The 17,298-nt window shown below is 71.3% G+C and carries 18 protein-coding genes and 1 pseudogene; 8 read left to right on the top strand and 11 right to left on the bottom strand.

Annotated features, from left to right (window positions below; all coding sequences use genetic code 11):
- Window positions 1-117: 117 nt before the first annotated feature.
- Together FHX82_RS13205 and FHX82_RS13210 are read left to right on the top strand one after the other, a co-directional pair.
- Window positions 118-2,763 carry a helix-turn-helix domain-containing protein gene (locus FHX82_RS13205; RefSeq protein ID WP_145937717.1) on the top strand — a complete coding sequence of 882 codons (2,646 nt, stop codon included), beginning with the start codon at window positions 118-120 and terminating at the stop codon, window positions 2,761-2,763.
- A gap of 56 nt (window positions 2,764-2,819) precedes the next feature.
- The gene (locus FHX82_RS13210; RefSeq protein ID WP_145937718.1) at window positions 2,820-3,362 is read left to right on the top strand and encodes a hemerythrin domain-containing protein; all 543 of its coding nucleotides are present in this window, start codon (window positions 2,820-2,822) and stop codon (window positions 3,360-3,362) included.
- A gap of 188 nt (window positions 3,363-3,550) precedes the next feature.
- Here the strand turns inward: FHX82_RS13210 and FHX82_RS13215 are convergent, their stop codons facing one another.
- Both FHX82_RS13215 and FHX82_RS13220 read right to left on the bottom strand, forming a co-directional pair.
- Window positions 3,551-3,865 carry a winged helix-turn-helix domain-containing protein gene (locus FHX82_RS13215; protein WP_145937719.1) on the bottom strand — a complete coding sequence of 105 codons (315 nt, stop codon included), beginning with the start codon at window positions 3,863-3,865 and terminating at the stop codon, window positions 3,551-3,553.
- Complete coding sequence (locus FHX82_RS13220; protein WP_145937720.1) at window positions 3,862-4,335, bottom strand: hypothetical protein; 474 nt, start codon at window positions 4,333-4,335, stop codon at window positions 3,862-3,864. Before FHX82_RS13220 ends, FHX82_RS13215 begins: the two co-directional genes overlap by 4 nt.
- Window positions 4,336-4,416: 81 nt before the next feature.
- On the opposite strand from FHX82_RS13220, the gene FHX82_RS36950 reads away from it, so the two are divergent.
- A complete protein-coding gene (locus FHX82_RS36950; RefSeq protein WP_145937721.1) occupies window positions 4,417-4,764 on the top strand; it encodes a VOC family protein in 348 nt (115 codons plus the stop codon).
- Here FHX82_RS36950 and FHX82_RS13230 read toward each other — a convergent pair.
- Window positions 4,761-5,396, bottom strand: a complete 636-nt coding sequence (locus tag FHX82_RS13230; protein ID WP_145937722.1) for a hypothetical protein — start codon at window positions 5,394-5,396, stop codon at window positions 4,761-4,763. The genes FHX82_RS36950 and FHX82_RS13230 overlap by 4 nt on opposite strands.
- A gap of 31 nt (window positions 5,397-5,427) precedes the next feature.
- Here FHX82_RS13230 and FHX82_RS13235 point away from each other — a divergent pair, with 31 nt between their 5' ends.
- Window positions 5,428-6,255: an MBL fold metallo-hydrolase gene (locus FHX82_RS13235; protein WP_145937723.1), complete on the top strand. Its 828-nt coding sequence runs from the start codon at window positions 5,428-5,430 to the stop codon at window positions 6,253-6,255.
- Here FHX82_RS13235 and FHX82_RS13240 read toward each other — a convergent pair.
- From FHX82_RS13240 to FHX82_RS13260, 5 genes are all read right to left on the bottom strand, one after another.
- Entirely contained in the window at window positions 6,242-7,672 is a 1,431-nt protein-coding gene (locus FHX82_RS13240; RefSeq protein WP_145937724.1) for an MFS transporter, read from the bottom strand. The two genes, FHX82_RS13235 and FHX82_RS13240, sit on opposite strands and share 14 nt — an antisense overlap.
- Entirely contained in the window at window positions 7,672-7,917 is a 246-nt protein-coding gene (locus tag FHX82_RS13245; protein ID WP_145937725.1) for a hypothetical protein, read from the bottom strand. Before FHX82_RS13245 ends, FHX82_RS13240 begins: the two co-directional genes overlap by 1 nt.
- 73 nt (window positions 7,918-7,990) lie before the next feature.
- Window positions 7,991-9,190: an RNA polymerase sigma factor gene (locus FHX82_RS13250; RefSeq protein ID WP_145937726.1), complete on the bottom strand. Its 1,200-nt coding sequence runs from the start codon at window positions 9,188-9,190 to the stop codon at window positions 7,991-7,993.
- Window positions 9,187-9,555 carry a YciI family protein gene (locus FHX82_RS13255; protein WP_145937727.1) on the bottom strand — a complete coding sequence of 123 codons (369 nt, stop codon included), beginning with the start codon at window positions 9,553-9,555 and terminating at the stop codon, window positions 9,187-9,189. The genes FHX82_RS13250 and FHX82_RS13255 overlap by 4 nt, the downstream gene beginning before the upstream one ends.
- Window positions 9,556-9,631: 76 nt before the next feature.
- Complete coding sequence (locus FHX82_RS13260; RefSeq protein WP_145937728.1) at window positions 9,632-10,402, bottom strand: enoyl-CoA hydratase/isomerase family protein; 771 nt, start codon at window positions 10,400-10,402, stop codon at window positions 9,632-9,634.
- A gap of 48 nt (window positions 10,403-10,450) precedes the next feature.
- On the opposite strand from FHX82_RS13260, the gene FHX82_RS13265 reads away from it, so the two are divergent.
- The 3 genes from FHX82_RS13265 to FHX82_RS13275 are packed head-to-tail and all read left to right on the top strand — an operon-like array spanning window position 10,451 to window position 13,991.
- On the top strand, window positions 10,451-10,945 hold the full coding sequence (locus FHX82_RS13265; protein ID WP_145937729.1) for a 2Fe-2S iron-sulfur cluster-binding protein: 495 nt from the start codon (window positions 10,451-10,453) through the stop codon (window positions 10,943-10,945).
- The gene (locus FHX82_RS13270; protein ID WP_145937730.1) at window positions 10,942-11,916 is read left to right on the top strand and encodes an FAD binding domain-containing protein; all 975 of its coding nucleotides are present in this window, start codon (window positions 10,942-10,944) and stop codon (window positions 11,914-11,916) included. The genes FHX82_RS13265 and FHX82_RS13270 overlap by 4 nt, the downstream gene beginning before the upstream one ends.
- Window positions 11,913-13,991 carry a xanthine dehydrogenase family protein molybdopterin-binding subunit gene (locus tag FHX82_RS13275; RefSeq protein ID WP_145937731.1) on the top strand — a complete coding sequence of 693 codons (2,079 nt, stop codon included), beginning with the start codon at window positions 11,913-11,915 and terminating at the stop codon, window positions 13,989-13,991. The genes FHX82_RS13270 and FHX82_RS13275 overlap by 4 nt, the downstream gene beginning before the upstream one ends.
- A 62-nt stretch (window positions 13,992-14,053) precedes the next feature.
- On the opposite strand, the gene FHX82_RS13280 is transcribed toward FHX82_RS13275, so the two are convergent.
- From FHX82_RS13280 to FHX82_RS13285, 3 genes and pseudogenes are all read right to left on the bottom strand, one after another.
- Window positions 14,054-14,824, bottom strand: coding sequence for a universal stress protein (locus FHX82_RS13280; RefSeq protein WP_229880937.1), 771 nt, complete (start codon window positions 14,822-14,824; stop codon window positions 14,054-14,056).
- Window positions 14,825-14,944: 120 nt separating this feature from the next.
- Window positions 14,945-15,157: pseudogene (locus FHX82_RS36955) on the bottom strand (universal stress protein); the annotation flags it as partial.
- A gap of 314 nt (window positions 15,158-15,471) precedes the next feature.
- Window positions 15,472-15,744, bottom strand: coding sequence for a hypothetical protein (locus tag FHX82_RS13285; RefSeq protein WP_229880851.1), 273 nt, complete (start codon window positions 15,742-15,744; stop codon window positions 15,472-15,474).
- A gap of 123 nt (window positions 15,745-15,867) precedes the next feature.
- Here FHX82_RS13285 and FHX82_RS13290 point away from each other — a divergent pair, with 123 nt between their 5' ends.
- Complete coding sequence (locus tag FHX82_RS13290; RefSeq protein WP_145937733.1) at window positions 15,868-16,761, top strand: isocitrate lyase/PEP mutase family protein; 894 nt, start codon at window positions 15,868-15,870, stop codon at window positions 16,759-16,761.
- Window positions 16,762-17,298 lie beyond the last annotated feature (537 nt).

Genomic DNA, 17,298 nt, shown 5'->3' on the forward strand with positions numbered 1-17,298 from the left:
CCCAGATCGGTTCGGGGAAACTCAGGGGTCGCATCTTGGGATCGTCCGGCGGGGGGAAGCAATCGGTGAAATCACCAGTCCCTTCCGTTACCGTTACGCGGACGCAACACTGTCGAGATGACCGCGGGAAGGGAAACCGCCTTGTCCGGTACCGGTCTGCACGGCCGGGATTCCGCGCTCGCCGCGCTTTCCGGTCTGCTGGCCCGCGCCCGCGGCAAAACCGGTGGCACGCTGGAGGTTCGCGGCGAACCGGGGCTGGGGAGAACCGCGCTGCTGGACGCCGCCGCGCGAGCCGCCGACGATTTTCGCGTGCTCCGGCTCCGCGGCAGCGCCGGCGAGAAAGCGCTTCCCGGAGCGGGACTGCTGCAGCTGTCCGAGGCGCTCGGCACGGCCTGTGATTCAGCCGACACGGACTTCGCGCGCTACCAGAACTTCACGCGAGCGCTCGCCGAAGCCGCACGCGAGCGGCCGGTGCTCTGCTGCGTCGACGACGTGGACCAGCTGGATCCCCTGTCCTGGCAGGGCATCTCGTTCTGCGCCCGCCGGGCGGACGGGCACGCGATCGCGTTCCTGTTGGCGGGTGGTCCGCCGTCGACCGGCGATTTTCCCGTCGTGCCACTGCATCCGCTCGGGGCGGAGGCGAGCCGGAGGTTGCTCGACGACCTGGTTCCCGACGGCCTGCCGCCGGACCTCGCCGAGGAACTCGTCGCGCTGGCCTCGGGAAACCCGTTGGCGCTCACCGAGCTCGCCGACGCGTTGACGCCCGGCCAACTGGCCGGCACGGCTCCGCCGCCCGTGGCCCTACCTGCGGAAAGCCGCCTGCGGCAGCGGTTCCGGTGCCGCTACGACCGGCTTTCCCCGGCCGCGCAAGGGCTCGTGCGTCTCGTGGTCGCCGCCGGGCGGGTGCGGTCAGGAATCCTCGCCGACGAGCTGCGCGCGCTGGACGAGGTCACGGGCTCGCGGCTCGTGCACGAGGACGGTGACGTGATCGCCGTGGCCGGACAACTGACGCGCTCCTGCCTTATTGCCGAGATGTCGTGGGCGGACCGGTACGCGGCGCACGAGAAGCTCGCGAAACTGCTCGACGACGGCCAGCACCCGCTGGAGGTGCTCGCCCACCGCGCGGCGATCGCGCCCCGCCCGGACACCACGCTCGCCGACGAACTCGCCGAAGCCGCGTCCCGTGCGCGGCAGGCGAGCGACTACGAGGCGGCGTCCGGCGCGTACCGGCAGGCCGCGGACCTGACGGCCGAACCGCGGGACAGGGCGTTGCGCCTGCTCTCGGCCGCGCGCGACTCGTGGCTCGCCGGGCAGGCACAGCACAGCCGTGTACTGCTGCGGCGGCTGCGCCCGCTGACCTGCGACCGTACGATCCGCGGCCTCGCCGCCCTGCTCGCGGGCGAGATCGAGCTGCGCGACGGCGCACCGGCGGCCGGGCACCGCAGCCTGCTCGAAGCGGCCGACGACCTCGGGTCCGCCGATCCCTCGCTCGCCGTCACCGCGCTGATGCGCGCGGGCGAGGCGACGTTCGCGGCCGGGAACCTCCACGGGTTCTTCACCACCGCCGAACGGGCGCATGCGCTGCTGCGACCGTCGGAACCGTTGCTGCACCTGATGACCGACCACTTCAGCGGCCTGGAGGCGGTCCTGCGGGGCGAGCACGAACGGGCCCGCGAGCCGCTGCGGCGCGTGGTCACCGCCGCGGCGAACGTGCCCGGCTGCGCGCCCAAGGCGTGGGCCGCCCTCGCGGCTCTCGTGCTGGGTGACGACCAGCGGGCGCAGGAGCTGGCCGCGCAGGCCGTCGCGGCGGCGACCGGGGACGGCAGCGGCGTGCTCGCGCCCTGGGCGCTGGACTTCCTCGCGCACGCCGCGCTGCGGCTGGACCACTACGCGTCGGCGGCGAGCGCGGCCGTGGACGGGCTGCGGCTGGCGCAGGCCGCCGGGCAGCACAACTGCGTGGTGCACCACCTGGCGATGCTCGCGCTGCTCGCGGCTCGCCTCGGCGACCGGGAGACCGCGTTGCTGCGGCTGGCGAACGTGACGGAGGACGCGCGGGACCTCGCCGGGCCGAAGGCGCTGAACGCGTGGGCGCGGGCCTGCCTGGAGCTGACGGAGGACCGCCCGGCCGACGCCCTGGAGCGGCTGCGGGCCGTGGCGCCGAACCCGTTCGTGCGGATCATGGCGACGCCGCAGGTGGTCGAGGCCGCCGTGCGCTGCGGCGAGCGCGCCGCGGCGACGGAGGCGCTGGAGCGCTTCGACGAGTGGGCGTGCAGCACGGGCAGTCCCGCGCAGCTCGCGTTGTCCCAGCGCTGCCAGGCCCTGCTCGCGGCGGGCGAGGAGGCCGACGAGCACTTCCGGGAGGCATTGCGCCTGCACCGGCGCGCGGACCGGCCGTTCGAGCTGGCGAGGACGGAGCTGTTCTACGGCGAACGGCTGCGGCGGCACCGCAAGCCGCGCAACGCGCGCAAGTACCTGCGCAGCGCGTGGCAGACGTTCCAGCGCTACGAGGCGACGTACTGGGCGGACAGGGCGCGCGCGGAGCTGCGGGCGGCGGGCGAGGCGGTCGAGCTCCCCGCTCCGGCCGGGCTGGACCTGACCCCGCAGCAGGCGCAGATCTCGAAGCTGGTCGCGGCGGGCGCGACGAACCGGGAGATCGCGGCGCAGCTGTTCCTCAGCCCGCGGACCGTCGAGCACCACCTGCGCAACATCTTCGCCAAGCTCGGCATCCGCTCGCGCGTGGAGCTGACCACGCTGTTCCGGTGAGTACCTCCGCAGGCGACGGGTACCCCACCTCCCGACACCCCGAAGGAGGAGTAACCGTGGCGAACGACGTCATCACGTTGCTGGAGCAGCAGCACCAGGAGATCCGCCGGCTCTTCGGCGAGGTCGAGCGCACCAAGGGCGACGAGCGCAAGGACGCCTTCCGGGAGCTGGTGCGCCTGCTGTCGGTGCACGAGACCGCCGAGGAGGAGCTGGTGCACCCCGAGGTGCGCAAGCAGCAGGGCGGCGACCCGGTCGTCGACGCGCGGGTCGGCGAGGAGCACCGGGCCAAGGAGCTGCTGTCCACTTTGGATGAGCTGGGCCCGGACGCGGAGGGCTTCGACACGCTGCTCCTCCAGTTGCGCGACGACGTCCTCGCGCACGCCGAGCACGAGGAGCGCGAGGAGTTCCCGCTGCTGCGCCGGGGCAACGACCAGAAGCGCCTGGAGGCGATGGCGGAGACCGTCAAGGCGGCGGAGGCCGTGGCCCCGACCCGCCCGCACCCGGGCGTGGAGAGCGCCGCGGCGAACGTACTCGCCGGCGCCCCGGCGGCCGTGATGGACCGCGCCCGCGACGCCATCCGCAAGGTCCTGGGCCGTTAGCTGTAGTGACAGGAGATGGCTTGCGGGCCGGTGCGGGTAGCGGAACCTGAGGCGGCCCCTCGCTCCGGGATCGCCTCCTCATGACCGCCAGGTCACCACGTCGGCGCTGTCCTCGCGAGGAACCACCTCAGAACCCGCAGCGGTGCAAGCTGACGGCCCACAGCAAGCGGCTCCGCCACTTCTCAAACTCAGGTGGACTTCGCCGGACTTCCGGTGCGGGGTCGCTCGACGATGGCCCGCAGCGCTTCGGCGTGGCCGAGGAAGCGCTGCCGGCCTTCGTCGGTGGCCCGCACCGTCGTCTTGGGGACCCGGCCGGCGTACGTCCGCTGCTGTTCGACGTAGCCCTCTTTCCGCAACGTCGTCAGCTGCTTGGACAGCGCCGAGTCCGACAGCGACACCGCCTCCCGCAGGAAGGCGAAATCGCACCACTCCGCCACGTCCAGCACCGACATGATCGCCAGGCGCGTCGGGTCCGCGAGCAGACGGTCCAGGCCCGAGGTCATCGTTGCCGCAGCAGCTGGGACAGGGCGAACAGCCCGGTGAACGCGGCGCCGTAGAGCACACCGGTCACCGTGTTCGGGTAGCCGTGGAGACCCACCGCGTCCGCGACTGCCTGGGTGAATCCGGTGCCGTAGCGCATGATCAGCCAGCCACCGGCGCAGCCGACGAGCACCACCGCACCGTAGGCGCGCGGGTTGAACGACTGCCGCAGCTGCACACCCCGCACCCTGCTGAGCGGCGCGGAACCACTCGCGAAGGTGACCACGAGCGTGACCACCAGCAGCACCAGGACCACGGCCGAGATCGCCTTCGCACCGGTGAGGTCCACGAAGTCGTTGGCCGCCGTCACGGCCGCGACCAGCACGAACATCACGGCGTAGACCCACCACGGGAGGCGTGCCGCCCGCCGCGCCCGCTCGCGGTGCCCGTCGATCGCCGCCAGTGCCTCCGCCGCCCGCTGCTGCTCGTCCACGACTGCCTCCTTCGACTACTTTCCTACCGAGAAAGTAGTCGCTTCTTTCCGCTGAGGCAAGTAGTCGCTTATCGTGGGGCCATGGACCTGAAGCGTGCCGTTCCCATCCTGACCGTGCCGGACGTGGCCGCCGCGGTCGAGGAGTACTCGTCGCTACTGGGCCTGGACGTGCTCATGGACCAAGGCTGGATCGCCACGCTGGGTTCCGGCGCCGGCGCGCAGTTCAGCGTGCTGTCGAAGGACCGGACCGCCCCGTGCAACCCGGTGCTGTCACTGGAGGTTCCCGACGTGGACGCGGCTTTCGAGCAGGTGCGGGCCACCGGCGCCGAGATCGTTCATCCGCTGCAGGACGAGGAGTGGGGCGTTCGCCGCTTCTTCTTCCGAACCAGTCACGGACACGTCGTGAACGTGTTGAGCCACCACCGCTAGGACCGGCCGGAACGGCTTCCGGAGTAGGCGAGCTCCCGCGCCTTCGCCAGCCAGCCGGGGGACAACGTCACCCCGGGCGGGTGGTTGAGCATCGGGTCGAAGGCCGGACGGTCGGCGTCGTCGCACACGGTGTGCAGCCGCAGCCGCGCGATCGGCTCCGGCACGCCGACGGCCTTCGCCTCGGCCACCACCAGCTCGAACCCGCCGCCACGCACGAGCCGCCGCGCGGCACGCAGCGAAGCGTCCACATCCGGCTGCCCCGCGGCGGCCTGGGCGAGCAGCCACCGCAGCTGCCCGTCGACCCGGTACGGCGCGAGGCTGCTGAACGGCCGGTCGCACCACCCGGCCGACGGGAACGGCAGCACCCGCCCGAACGGCCCGATCGTCGAGAACGTCAGGTCCCACGGCCCGGTCTCCAGCGGCACGCGCACCGCCAGGCCCAGCACGTCGCGGAACCCCTGCGGCACGCCCGCGCCCTTCGACAGGCGTGCCTGCACCTCTGTGGGGACGAGTGGGAACGCTCCCGGACGGAGCGGGGTCAGGGTGCCGTCGAGCAGGATCCCCTGGGGATGGAACGCGCGGGCGCCGCGGGCCCGGGCGAGCGCGTCGAACGCGGTGCGCAGTGGTCGCATGGCGCCAGGATTGCCGGGTAGCCCCCGCACTATGCGCGAACCACTGCCCCTGCCCGACGGGGATTCGCTGACGTTCATCGGCACCGCCACGGTCCTGCTGCGGCTCGGCCCGTTCACGGTGCTCACCGACCCGAACTTCCTGCACCGCGGCCAGTGGTGCTACTTCGGGCAGGGGCTGGTCTCGCGCCGCCGCACCGAACCCGCGGCGCAGCTGGCCCAGCTGCCCCCGCTCGACGCCGTCGTGCTGTCCCACCTGCACGGCGACCACTTCGACCGCGTCGCGCGCCGGGACCTGGCCGCCACGGTGCCGATCCTGACCACGTCCCACGCCGCGCACCGCCTGAGCCGCAAGGGTTTCCGCGAGACCGTGCCGCTGGAGACGTGGGCGAGCGAGACCCTCACCGACGGCGGCGCGGCCCTCACGGTGACCGCCGTGCCCGCGCGGCACGCGCCCGGCCTGCTGCAGCGCGTCCTGCCGCCGGTGATGGGCAGCATCTGGACCTACACCGCCGCGCCGGGCGCGGACCCGCTGCGGATCTACGTCAGCGGCGACACCGTCGTGCATGACGAGCTGCGCCAGATCCGGGAGCGCTCCCAGGACATCGACCTCGCGATCGTGCACCTCGGCGGCACGCGCGTGCTCGGCGTGCTCGTCACGATGGACGACCGGCAGGGCGTGGATCTGCTGGAGCTGCTGCGCCCCGCCCACGCCGTGCCCGTGCACTTCGACGACTACGGCAACTTCCACTCGCCGCTGTCGAACTTCCTGCAGACCGTCGCCGACCGGAAGCCGGCGACGGCCGTGCGCACCCTCAACCGCGGGGAGAGCTTCCTGCTGTCGGAGCTCACTGCGCGCTGAGCGGCTGCGCGATCTCCTCCAGCGGCGCGTTCTCCGCCTTGACGCCGAACAGCAGCTCGGCGATTCCGCCGACGGCCATCACCACGGCCGCCACGGCGAACCCGATCGCCGCCGGGCCGCGTTCGTTCGCCTCCACGAGCGAGCCGAACAGCAGCGGGCCGATGATGCCGCCCACGCCGGTGCCGATCGCGTAGAAGAAGGCGATCGCCAGGGCACGCGTCTCCATCGGGAAGATCTCGCTCACCGTCAGGTACGCCGAGCTCGCCCCCGCCGAGGCCAGGAAGAACGTCGCCACGAGCAGCACGAGGAAACCCCACGGGCCGCCCGCCCCGCTGGCGAACACGAAGATCAGCGGCACCGTCAGCACCGCCGCGCCGAGGTAGCTCGTGGCGATCATCGGCCGGCGCCCGACGGTGTCGAACAGCCGTCCCAGCAGCAGCGGGCCGAGCAGGTTCCCGACGGCGTAGATCACCACGAACACCGGCACGAAACCCGACGAGACGCCGTAGTACGTGGAGAACAGCGTGCCGAGGTTGAACGTGATGCCGTTGTAGAGGAACGCCTGTCCGATGAACAGCGCGAGCCCCAGCACCGCCCGGCGCGGGTACGTCTTGAACGCCGTGCGCGCGATCTCCCGGAACGGGATCGCGTGCCGCTGGCGGATCCGGATCGTCTGCTCCGGCTGGTCGAGCTCCTCGCCGGTCTCGCGCTCGACCTCCTCCTCGATGGAGCCGACGATCTTCTCGGCCTCGTCGCCGCGCCCGTGGATGAACAGCCACCGCGGGCTTTCCGGCACGTGGCGGCGCACCACGAGGATCAGCACGCCGAGCACCGCACCGAGCCCGAACGCGATCCGCCAGCCGACGGCCATCGGGAAGATCGACGTGTCGAGCAGCGCGAGCGCCAGCGCGGAGCCCGCGGCCGAGCCGCCCCAGTAGGTCCCGTTGACGACGAGGTCCACGCGACCACGCAGCCGGGCGGGGATCAGCTCATCGATCGCGGAGTTGATCGCCGAGTACTCGCCGCCGATGCCCGAACCGGTGACGAACCGCGCGAGGAAGAAGAACCACGGCGCGAACGTGAACGCGGTGGCGATCGTGGCGAGCACGTACACCCCGAGCGTGACGAGGAAGAGTTTCTTGCGCCCGTACCGGTCGGTGAGCTGCCCGAACACGAGCGCACCGAGGCACGCCCCGAGCACGTAGAACGCGGCGGCGACGCCCACGTCGCCGGAGCTCATCGCCGCGCCGCTGCCGTGCTCGGTCATGCGCGACGAGATCGAGCCGACGATCGTGACCTCGAGCCCGTCGAGGATCCACACCGTGCCGAGCCCGATCAGGATGCGCCAGTGGAACCACGCCCAGGGCAGGCGGTCGAGTCGTGCGGGGATCGAGGTGGTGATGACCCCGGTCGTCATCACGCGCCCAGGTTGGTGATCTCGGTGCTGAGGATCTCGGCCTGCTCCTGAAGCGTCCGCTCGTCCGGCTCATCGGATCCCAGCCGCTCCCGCAGGTCCTCCCGGGACGCGACCGTCAGGGCACCCTGGTGGTCGGCCGCCTGCTCGGGCTGGACGAGGATGATCTGCCCGGCTTCGAGCATCAGCTTGCTGCCCTCGCCGGAACGGAGGAGGACACGGAGGTCATCTGGGGTCACCTTGGTCATGACGCAGCAGTACCCAGCAGGAGAAGTTCCTACGCCGCGTGCCCCGCGTCACCGCCGCCCGGCAATGCACCCGTCAGCCCAGACCCCGCCGTTTCCCCTCCAGGTACCGCCGCTCCGGCAGACTCGCCGTGCCCTTCGCCGCCTTCTCGTAGTATCGCTTCGCCTCCTCCGTCTCGCCCGCCATCTCCAGCAGGTGGGCCCGCGTCGCGTCCAGCCTGTGGTGTTCCGGCAGCCGGCCGTCGAGGGTGTCCAGCAGCGCCAGGCCCGCCCGGGGGCCTTCGACCATCGCGACGGCGACCGCGCGGTTGAGCGTCACCATCGGGTTCGGGGCGACGCGATCCAGGATCCGGTACAGCACGGCGATCTGCGGCCAGTCCGTGTCCACTATGGACGGTGCTTCGGCGTGCACCGCCGCGATCGCGGCCTGCAGCTGGTACACCCCCAGCTCCGAGTGGGCCAGCGACGCCGTCACCAGCGCCACGCCTTCCGCGATCGACGACGCGTTCCAGCGGCCGCGGTCCTGCTCGGCCAGTGGCACCAGGTTCCCGCCGGGGTCCGTGCGGGCGGGGCGGCGGGCATCGGTCAGCAGCATCAGCGCCAGCAGGCCCGCGACCTCCCCCTCCGACGGCAGGAGCGCGTGCACCGCCCGCGTCAGGCGGATCGCCTCGGCCGTCAGGTCCGCGCGCTCCAGTTCGGCACCCGAGGTCGCCGTGTAGCCCTCGTTGAAGATCAGGTACAGCACGTGCAGCACGGCCCGCAGGCGGCCGGACCACTCTCCCTCGGGTGGCGGGGAGAACCCGGTCGCCTTGATCCGCTGCTTCGCGCGGCTGATCCGCTGGGCCATCGTCGCCTCCGGCACCAGGAACGCCCGCGCGATCTCGGCCGTGGTCAGGCCGCCGACCGCGCGCAGGGTGAGCGCGACCTGCGACGCCGGAGACAGGTCCGGGTGGCAGCAGAGGAACAGCAGCGTGAGCGTGTCGTCCTCGTCCGGAGGCGGCTCGCCGGGCACGTCCTGCACCGCGACCGTCTCCTCGCGGCGCCTTCGGGCCTCGTCGCTGCGCACCTGGTCGACGAGCCGCCGCGACGCGACCGTCACGAGCCAGCCACGTGGATTCGCCGGGACGCCGTCCGAAGGCCACTGCGTCGCCGCCGCGAGCAGGGCCTCCTGGACGGCGTCCTCGCACGCGTCGAACCGGCCGTAGCGACGGACGAGCGCGCCGAGGACCTGCGGCGCGCACTCGCGCAGCAGGTCCTCGATCCTGGGAGCGCTCACATCTCCACACCGGCCGAGAACATCACCTGGCGGACCTCGACGCCGATGCCCTCCACCGAGGCGTCCGGGATCAGCGCCGCCAGTTCCAGCGCCCGCTCCCGGTTCTCGACGTCGAGCAGGTAGTACCCGCCGAGGTACTCCTTCGTCTCCAGGTACGGGCCGTCCGTGACCACCCGCGCACCGTCGCGCACGGTCACCACCGCGCTCTCCGACGGGTCCGCCAGCGCCTCGGTGCTGATCAGCTCGCCGGACTCGCGGACGGTCTCGATGAACGCCCCGTGCCCGTCCGCCACGGCCTGGCGCTCGGCCTCGGTCAGCGACTCCCAGATCCGCGGGTTCAGGTGCATGATGAGCAGGTACTTCATGGTTCGCTCCTTCTTGTCGGCTCACCCACTGGTCGGAGCCGCCGACGGCGTCTCTACACGCCCCGCGGAAAATTTTTCAGCGACCAGTGAAGGTCGCCTTTCCGGGGCCCTCGTCGAGGAAGGACCGGACGGCCTTCCTCAAGTCCTCGGTGCGGTAGAGGTCGGCGGCGATCGTCGTGATGTGGGCGTTCGCCTCGGGAACACCGCCGTGCTGGAAGTGGTCGAGCACCTTCTTCGTCGCCGCGTGCGCCCGCGTCGGCCCCTCGGCCAGCGACGCGGCGAAGGCACGAGCAGCCTCGTCGAACCCGTCGTCGGGCAGGACGCGGTTCACGACGTTCCACCGCTCCAGCGTCGCGGCCGGATACCTCTCGCCGGTCATCACGAACTCCTTCGCCCTGCCGACGCCCGCGCGGGCGGCCAGCCGCTGCGTGCCACCCATCGTCGGGGTCAGCCCGACGACCTTCTCCACCAGCCCGAAGCTGGCGCTTTCCGCGGCCAGGATCAGGTCGCACGCGACGGCGACCTCGAAGGCCCAGGTCAGGCACAGCGCGTGCGCGGCGAAAACGGTCGGGAACTCCAGCGCGGCGATCCGGTCCGGCAGCGCGAGCATGTGGTCGAACAGCGCCTTCGCCTGCTCCGGCGTCTCCTGCGCCGCGAACTGCTGCACGTCGACGCCGCCGCTGACGATCTTGCCGTCGGCGCGGATCAGCAGCGCACGCGTGTCCTCGGGCAGCTGATCGAGCGCCGCGTCGAGGTCGGCGTGCAGTTCGGGGGTGTAGAGGTTGAGCGGTCCGGCGTCGATGGTGAGCACGGCGAGCCCGGACGGGTCGAGGTCGAGTTTGGTCACGTCCGCACCCTACGTTTGCCCCCGGGCGGCGCGGGTAGGCCAGCGGTCATGCAGGTCGAGACGACGTTGCGGGTCGACGGGCAGGAGCGCCGCATCGCGGTCGACCCCCGGACGACCCTGCTGGACGCCCTCCGCGAGCGCGCGGGCAACCTCAGTCCCAAGAAGGGCTGCGACCACGGGCAGTGCGGCGCGTGCACGGTGCTGCTCGACGGCCGCCGCGTGCTGTCCTGCCTCACGCTGGCGGTGGCGCACGACGGCGCCGAGGTCACCACCGCGGCCGGGCTCGACCACCCGGTGCAGCAGGCGTTCGTCGACCGCGACGCCTTCCAGTGCGGCTACTGCACGCCGGGCCAGGTCTGCTCGGCCGTCGGGATGCTCGACGAGGTCGCCGCGGGGTGGCCGAGCCACGTGACGGAGGACCTCGAAGCCGAACCGGAGCTGAGCCGCGAGGAGATCGCGGAGCGGATGAGCGGCAACCTGTGCCGCTGCGGCGCGTACGTGAACATCGTGTCCGCCGTGCAGCAGGCCGGGGAGACACGATGAAGCCGTTCACGTACGAAGCGCCGGCCGACGCCGAGAGCGCCGTGCGCAGCGTCGCGGCGAACCCGTCCTCGACATTCCTCGGGGGCGGCACGAACCTGGTCGACCACCTCAAGCTGGGCGTCGCGCGGCCGGACGTCCTGGTCGACGTCACGTCGCTGACCTCGGACGAGATCACCGAGCGCGAGGACGGCGGCCTGTCGATCGGCGCCGCGGTGCGCAACAGCGACCTCGCCGCGGACCGGCGCGTCCGCGAACGCTACCCCGTGCTCGCCCAGGCGCTGCTGTCCGGGGCGACGGGGCAGCTGCGCAACATGGCGACCACGGGCGGAAACCCGTTGCAGCGCACCAGGTGCGTGTACTTCCAGGACGTCACGACCCCGTGCAACAAGCGCGAGCCGGGTTCGGGCTGCTCCGCGATCGGCGGCTACACCCGCTACCACGCGATCCTCGGCGCGTCGGAGCACTGCATCGCGACGCACCCGTCCGACATGGCCGTGGCGCTGGCCGCGCTCGACGCTTCGGTCCGCGTGCTGGGCCCGGACGGCGAGCGCACGATCCCGTTCCCCGAACTGCACCGGCTTCCCGGCGACCGGCCGGACCTGGACACCGTGCTCGGGCACGGCGAGCTGATCACGGCGATCGAGCTGCCGCCGCGGGCGTGGAAGTCCCGGTACCGCAAGGTTCGTGACCGCGCGTCTTACGCGTTCGCGCTGGTGTCCGTGGCCGCGGCGGTGGACGTCGCCGACGGGATCGTCCGCGACGTCCGGCTCGCGTTCGGCGGCGTGGCACACAAACCATGGCGGGCCTACCGGGCCGAGGAGGTGTTGCGTGGCGCTGAGTCCACAGAGGACAACTTCCGGGCGGCCGCGGAAGCCGAGCTGCGTGACGCGCGACCGGACGAAGGAAACGCTTTCAAGGTTCCACTGCTCACCCGGACCCTCGTCGCGGTGTTGAAGGAGTTGTGCGCATGACCGGCCTGCTGGAACCGCGGTCGATGGGTCTCGACACCGGGCGCCGCGACGGGCACGTGAAGGTGACGGGCACCGCGCAGTACGCCTACGAGGCACCGGTCGACCAGCCCGCCTACTGCTATCCGTTGCAGGCGACGATCGCGCGCGGCCGGGTGCTGTCCTTCGACACCTCGGCGGCCGAGCGGCTCGACGGGGTGTTGTCGGTCATCGTCGCGGGCGCGGCGGAACGGCTGGCTTCCTTGGAGGACAAGGAACTCGCGATCCTGCAGGACCGCGACGTGGCGTTCCGCGGGCAGCTGCTCGGAGTGGTGGTCGCGGAGACGTCGGAGATCGCGCGGGAGGCCGCGGAGCTGGTGCGTGTGGACTACGCGCAGCAGCCGCACGACGCGGAGCTGTCCGCCGACCGCGACGACCTGTACCGGCCGGAGAAGGTCAACCCGAGCTTCCCGCCGGACACCGACGAAGGCGACGTGGACGCGGCGATGGCATCCGCTGAGTACACAGTGGACGAGATTTACACGACGCCGATGTACCACAACAATCCGATGGAGCCGCACGCCACGACGGCGTTGTGGGACGGGAACCTGTTGGCGTTGTGGGATTCCACGCAGGGCGTGCACCCGGCGCGGCAGGCGATCGCGAAGCTGTTCGGGCTCGATCCGGAGCGGGTGCGGGTGATCTGCCCGTACGTCGGCGGCGGGTTCGGCTCGAAGGGCTTGCCGCACGCGAACGTGGTGCTCGCCGCGATGGCCGCGCGGGCGCTGCCGGAGCGGCCGGTGAAGCTCGCGTTGACGCGGCAGCAGCTGTTCTCGCTCGCCGGGTACCGCACGCCGACGATCCAGCGAATGCGGCTGGCGGCGGACGGTTCGGGACGGCTGTCGGCCCTCGCGCTGGACGTCGTGGAGCAGACGTCGAAGATCAAGGAGTTCGCGGAGCAGACGGGGATTCCGGCACGGATGATGTACGCCTCGCCGAACCGCCGCACGACGCACCGGCTGGCGGCGCTGGACGTGCCGGTGCCGTCGTGGATGCGGGCGCCGGGCGAGTGTCCCGGCATGTTCGGGCCCGAGGTGGCGATGGACGAGCTCGCCGAGCGGCTGGGCATGGACCCGATCGAGCTGCGGATCCGCAACGAGCCGGAGCGCGATCCCGAGACGGGGAACCCGTATTCGAGCCGGAACCTGGTGGCGTGCCTGCGCGAGGGCGCGTCCCGGTTCGGCTGGGCTTCACGGGATCCGCGCCCGGGCGTGCGACTGGAGGACGGCTGGCTCGTGGGGACGGGCGTCGCGTCGTCGGTGTACCCGACGTACTTCAAGGCGGGCGCGCAGGCGGCGGTGCGGTTCGCGCGCGGCCGGTACATGGTGGAGATCGGCGCGGCGGACCTCGGCACGGGCACGTGGACGGCGCTGCCCCAGGTGGCGGCGGACGCGCTGGACGTGCCACTGTCCGATGTGGATGTCCGAATTGGAGATACGAAGTACCCGGAGGCGCCGGTGGCGGGCGGTTCGTCCGGCATGGCGAGCTGGGGCTGGGCGGTCGTGGAGGCGGCGCGGAACTTCCGGGACAAGTTCGGCACCGACCCGGAGGACGGCGACGAGGCGGAGGGCTCGGCGGGCAAGAACGAGGCGATGAAGCAGTACGCGATGTACGCGTTCGGCGCCCAGTTCGCGGAGGCGCGAGTCCACGCCGATACGGGCGAGGTCCGCGTGCCGCGGCTGCTGGGGGTGTTCGCGGCGGGCCGGATCATCAACCCGCGGACGGCGCGGTCGCAGTTCATCGGCGGGATGACCATGGGCTTGTCGATGGCACTGCACGAGCAGAGCGTGTTCGATATCCGTACAGGTCATGTCGTGAACCACGACCTGGCGGAGTACCACATCACGGCGAACGCGGACGTGCGCTCGATCGAGGCACACTGGCTCGACGAGCACGACCCGCACGTGAACCCGATGGGCAGCAAGGGAATCGGGGAGATCGGCATAGTCGGCACCGCGGCGGCGGTGTCGAACGCCGTGTACCACGCGACGGGCCGGAGGGTACGGGACCTGCCGATCACCCTGGACAAACTCCTGTAGGCGGTATGCAGTTTGCGGGTTTCGGTATGCCGCATACGGTCGCCCGAATTTTGCAGCCCGCTTCAGCCTGCTGACGGCACGACGAGCACCGCCCCATGGCCGTACTGCACGAGCGCCTGCGCGGCCGATCCGAGAGGCAGCCCGTCGAACCCACCGCGCCCACGAGCGCCGATCACCACCAGTTGTGCCCGCCGGCTCCATTCCAGCAGCAGGTGCCGCGGCCGGGCGCGGACCGCGATGCGCCGCAAGGTCACATCGGGATATTTCTCCTGCCAGGCCGTGAGGTTCTCCCCGAGCACGCGGTTTTCGGCCTCGGCCACCGGTTCCCAGCCGACGTAGCGCGGGCCGTCCTCGAACTCCGCGTCGCTCCAGGCGTGGACCGCCACCAACGGCACCCGGCGGCTCGCGGCCTCGTCGAATGCGGCGTCGAGCACCGCCTCGGATGCCGGGCCGCCGTCGATCCCCACCACCACCGGGCCGTCGCCGCCGTCACGCACCACCGCCACGGGGCACGCCGCGTACCCGGCCAACCGCGAGGGCAACGATCCCACCGGCACGCCCGGCACCTCACCGTCCCCCACCGGCCCGAGGACCACCATCCTCGCCGCCTCGGCCTCAGCCAACAACACCTTCAACGGCGACCCGGCCGAAACCACCTCGGTCACCGCCACCCCCATCAGCACCCGGTCGACATCACCAGGCAACGGCCGGCTTCCCGCCCACACGCCGCCGCGAACCTGGGCGACCTCGGCAGCCCCCTTCCCGGCGACCGGGCCGCCACCGGAGTTCGCGCCTTCAGCAGCCGCCTTACCCGGCAGCGATCCACCGCCCATCTGACCGGCCTCGGCGCCTTCAGTCCTCTCGAAAACCGGACCGCCGACAGCTCCCCGGCCACCCACTCCACCGTGCCCGGGAACCCCTGCAGCCGCCTCCCCGGCGGCGTTGTCCGCTCCACTGGCTGCGGTGCTTCGACCGGCCAACACGCCCGCGACCGACCCATCGCCACTCGCCGCCGAAGGCGCTGCCCCGTTGACTCCGGCTCGCACGATCCGCAGCGGTACACCGCGCCGCCGCGCTTCCCGCGCCGCCCAGTGCACCGCGCGCAGTGCTGCCGGGGAATGGTCGGCTCCGACCACGATCGGGCTCTGGCTCGCCATCTGCGTCATGCTGCCTCCCCTTCGCTCAACGAAGGTACGAAGCGAAACGCTTCACCCGCCTCAGGCATTCGACCCCGATCACCAGGGACTTTCGGCCACCCTGCCCGGGACCTCCAGCCCTGGCCACCCACCCGCGGCGGTCATCGATCTCGCGCAGCGATCAAAGCCATCCAGCCCAGCGGCTCACCGACGCCACCGCACCAACCGGCGACGCCCCCACCGTCAGCCGCTCACCCACACCGCCGTACCAACCGCACCATCCCAGCCGCAACCCCGCACCGACCGGAGCCACCCCGGCCCCGGCAGCGATCCACCCCAACCGATCAAAAGTCCGTCGGCCGTACGAAGCGGATGTCCGCCGCCAGATCGGCTGCCCTGGCGACGGCCGTATCGGAGAGCGACGTGGATTTCGGGGTCAGTTCCGTGATCAGGTCCCGCAGCGCCGCGCCGAGCCGTTCCACCGCCGCGCCGACCCCCCGTCGGCACGGGTCGTGGTCCAGTGGCGCGTCGTCCGGGCGCAACGCCGCCGCGACTGCCGCAGCCAGTTCCTCGGCCGCGGTGGACGCAAGACACGGCCTGTCCGCTGTCATGCTCATGGTTCCCTCCCCACCTTCCGGCTTTTTCCGATGTTCTTCTGCTGCCCGGAATCGGGAACGGTGAAACCCTTGCGCTTCCGCGGCACGAGATAGTGTGTCCCTGACGACTACGGAGGGTCAGCGATGAGTGACTTCCTGAGCAGGGGCAACGCCGGGCCCACCCGGCTGCGGGAACTGCTCGCGGGCAGCGAACCCGTGCTGGCGCCGGGAGCGTACGACGCGCTGAGCGCCCGCCTGGCCGAGGAAGCCGGGTTCCAGACCGTCTACATGACCGGCTTCGGCGTCACCGCCTCGCTCCTCGGCCGCCCCGACGTCGGGCTCCTGACGATGACCGAAATGGTCGACACGGCCCGCCGCATCACCTCCGCGGTCGACGTACCGGTGCTCGCCGACGCCGATACGGGCTACGGCAATGCACTCAACGTGATCAGGACGGTGCAGGAGTACGAGCGGGCCGGGGTCGCCGGGATCCATCTGGAGGACCAGATCTCGCCCAAGCGGTGCGGCCACATGACGGGCAAGCAGGTGGTCCCGGCGGACACCGCGGTGGACAAGATCCGGGCGGCGGTCGCGGCCCGGCGCGACCCGGACTTCGTGCTCGTCGCCCGGACGGACGCCCGCGCGGTGGAGGGCGTGGACGCGGCGATCGAGCGGGCCCACCGGTATCGCGACGCGGGCGCCGACGCGTTGTTCGTCGAAGCGCTGGAGACGGAGGCGGAGATCGAGCGCGTGGCCACCGAGTTCGCGGGTTTCCCGTTGCTGTTCAACTGGGTCGAAGGCGGCAAGACCCCGCCGGTGGACCTGGAACACCTGCGGGAACTGGGCTTCCGGCTCGTCATCTGCCCGATCTCGGGCCTCCTCGCGGCGACGCGCGCGCTGCGGAACGTCTACGGGCGCATCGCCGCGGACGGCACTCCCATCGAAGCGATGACGGACCTGCCGTCGTTCGGCGAGTTCACGGACCTCATCGGGCTACCCGAGGTGACGGAACTGGGCCAGCGCTTCGGCCTAGGCTGAGCAACGGAATCAACAGTTCGGGATGGCGCCGTTGTGATTCAGCGGCACGAGGTACCCCTGGTACATCCAGGCTCGATAGGGATCACCCGGGTCTGACGTGTGATACCCCTCAGATCTGAAACCACCGTGTTGACGACGACGTACGGCCAGGGGCCAGTTGCGGACGGAGGACTGTTGGTATTCTTCTTCAACTCTTCGATGAACTTGCCATCATCGGCCGCCGTAGAACTGTCCAGTTGCTGCACCTCATTCTGCAATTGCGCAACACAGGATGCGCCCGCAGCAACTTGAGCACAAGGACTGCCCTGAATCTGCGGCCCCGACCCCTGGTTCACCTGATTACCTGCACCGGACACCTGTTGTTGCGACGCGGGTGCCGAGCTTCCGTTCTCACACGCGACGGCGACTCCTACCGCAACGACGAGGCCCCAACGATTCAACGTCAACTGCCGGAGCGACACGTTGCGTCCGGCCGCCGATGAACTTTCGCCAGACTTTGGAGATGCACTCGTGTTTTTGCCAGGAGACACAATCCCT

Origin of the sequence: Amycolatopsis bartoniae (genome assembly GCF_014191255.1) — a bacterium.
GTDB lineage: Bacteria > Actinomycetota > Actinomycetes > Mycobacteriales > Pseudonocardiaceae > Amycolatopsis_E > Amycolatopsis_E bartoniae.

Bases quoted from the DNA above. Each gene is read 5' to 3' on its own strand.
- FHX82_RS13275 (WP_145937731.1), top strand. From the start codon at position 11,913: ATGACCGGCCTGCTGGAACCGCGGTCGATGGGTCTCGACACCGGGCGC.
- FHX82_RS13280 (WP_229880937.1), bottom strand. From the start codon at position 14,824: ATGGGCGGTGGATCGCTGCCGGGTAAGGCGGCTGCTGAAGGCGCGAAC.
- FHX82_RS13270 (WP_145937730.1), top strand. From the start codon at position 10,942: ATGAAGCCGTTCACGTACGAAGCGCCGGCCGACGCCGAGAGCGCCGTG.
- FHX82_RS13205 (WP_145937717.1), top strand. From the start codon at position 118: ATGACCGCGGGAAGGGAAACCGCCTTGTCCGGTACCGGTCTGCACGGC.
- FHX82_RS13245 (WP_145937725.1), bottom strand. From the start codon at position 7,917: ATGACCAAGGTGACCCCAGATGACCTCCGTGTCCTCCTCCGTTCCGGC.
- FHX82_RS13265 (WP_145937729.1), top strand. From the start codon at position 10,451: ATGCAGGTCGAGACGACGTTGCGGGTCGACGGGCAGGAGCGCCGCATC.
- FHX82_RS13290 (WP_145937733.1), top strand. From the start codon at position 15,868: ATGAGTGACTTCCTGAGCAGGGGCAACGCCGGGCCCACCCGGCTGCGG.
- FHX82_RS13255 (WP_145937727.1), bottom strand. From the start codon at position 9,555: ATGAAGTACCTGCTCATCATGCACCTGAACCCGCGGATCTGGGAGTCG.
- FHX82_RS13285 (WP_229880851.1), bottom strand. From the start codon at position 15,744: ATGAGCATGACAGCGGACAGGCCGTGTCTTGCGTCCACCGCGGCCGAG.
- FHX82_RS36950 (WP_145937721.1), top strand. From the start codon at position 4,417: ATGGACCTGAAGCGTGCCGTTCCCATCCTGACCGTGCCGGACGTGGCC.
- FHX82_RS13240 (WP_145937724.1), bottom strand. From the start codon at position 7,672: ATGACGACCGGGGTCATCACCACCTCGATCCCCGCACGACTCGACCGC.
- FHX82_RS13235 (WP_145937723.1), top strand. From the start codon at position 5,428: ATGCGCGAACCACTGCCCCTGCCCGACGGGGATTCGCTGACGTTCATC.
- FHX82_RS13230 (WP_145937722.1), bottom strand. From the start codon at position 5,396: ATGCGACCACTGCGCACCGCGTTCGACGCGCTCGCCCGGGCCCGCGGC.
- FHX82_RS13215 (WP_145937719.1), bottom strand. From the start codon at position 3,865: ATGACCTCGGGCCTGGACCGTCTGCTCGCGGACCCGACGCGCCTGGCG.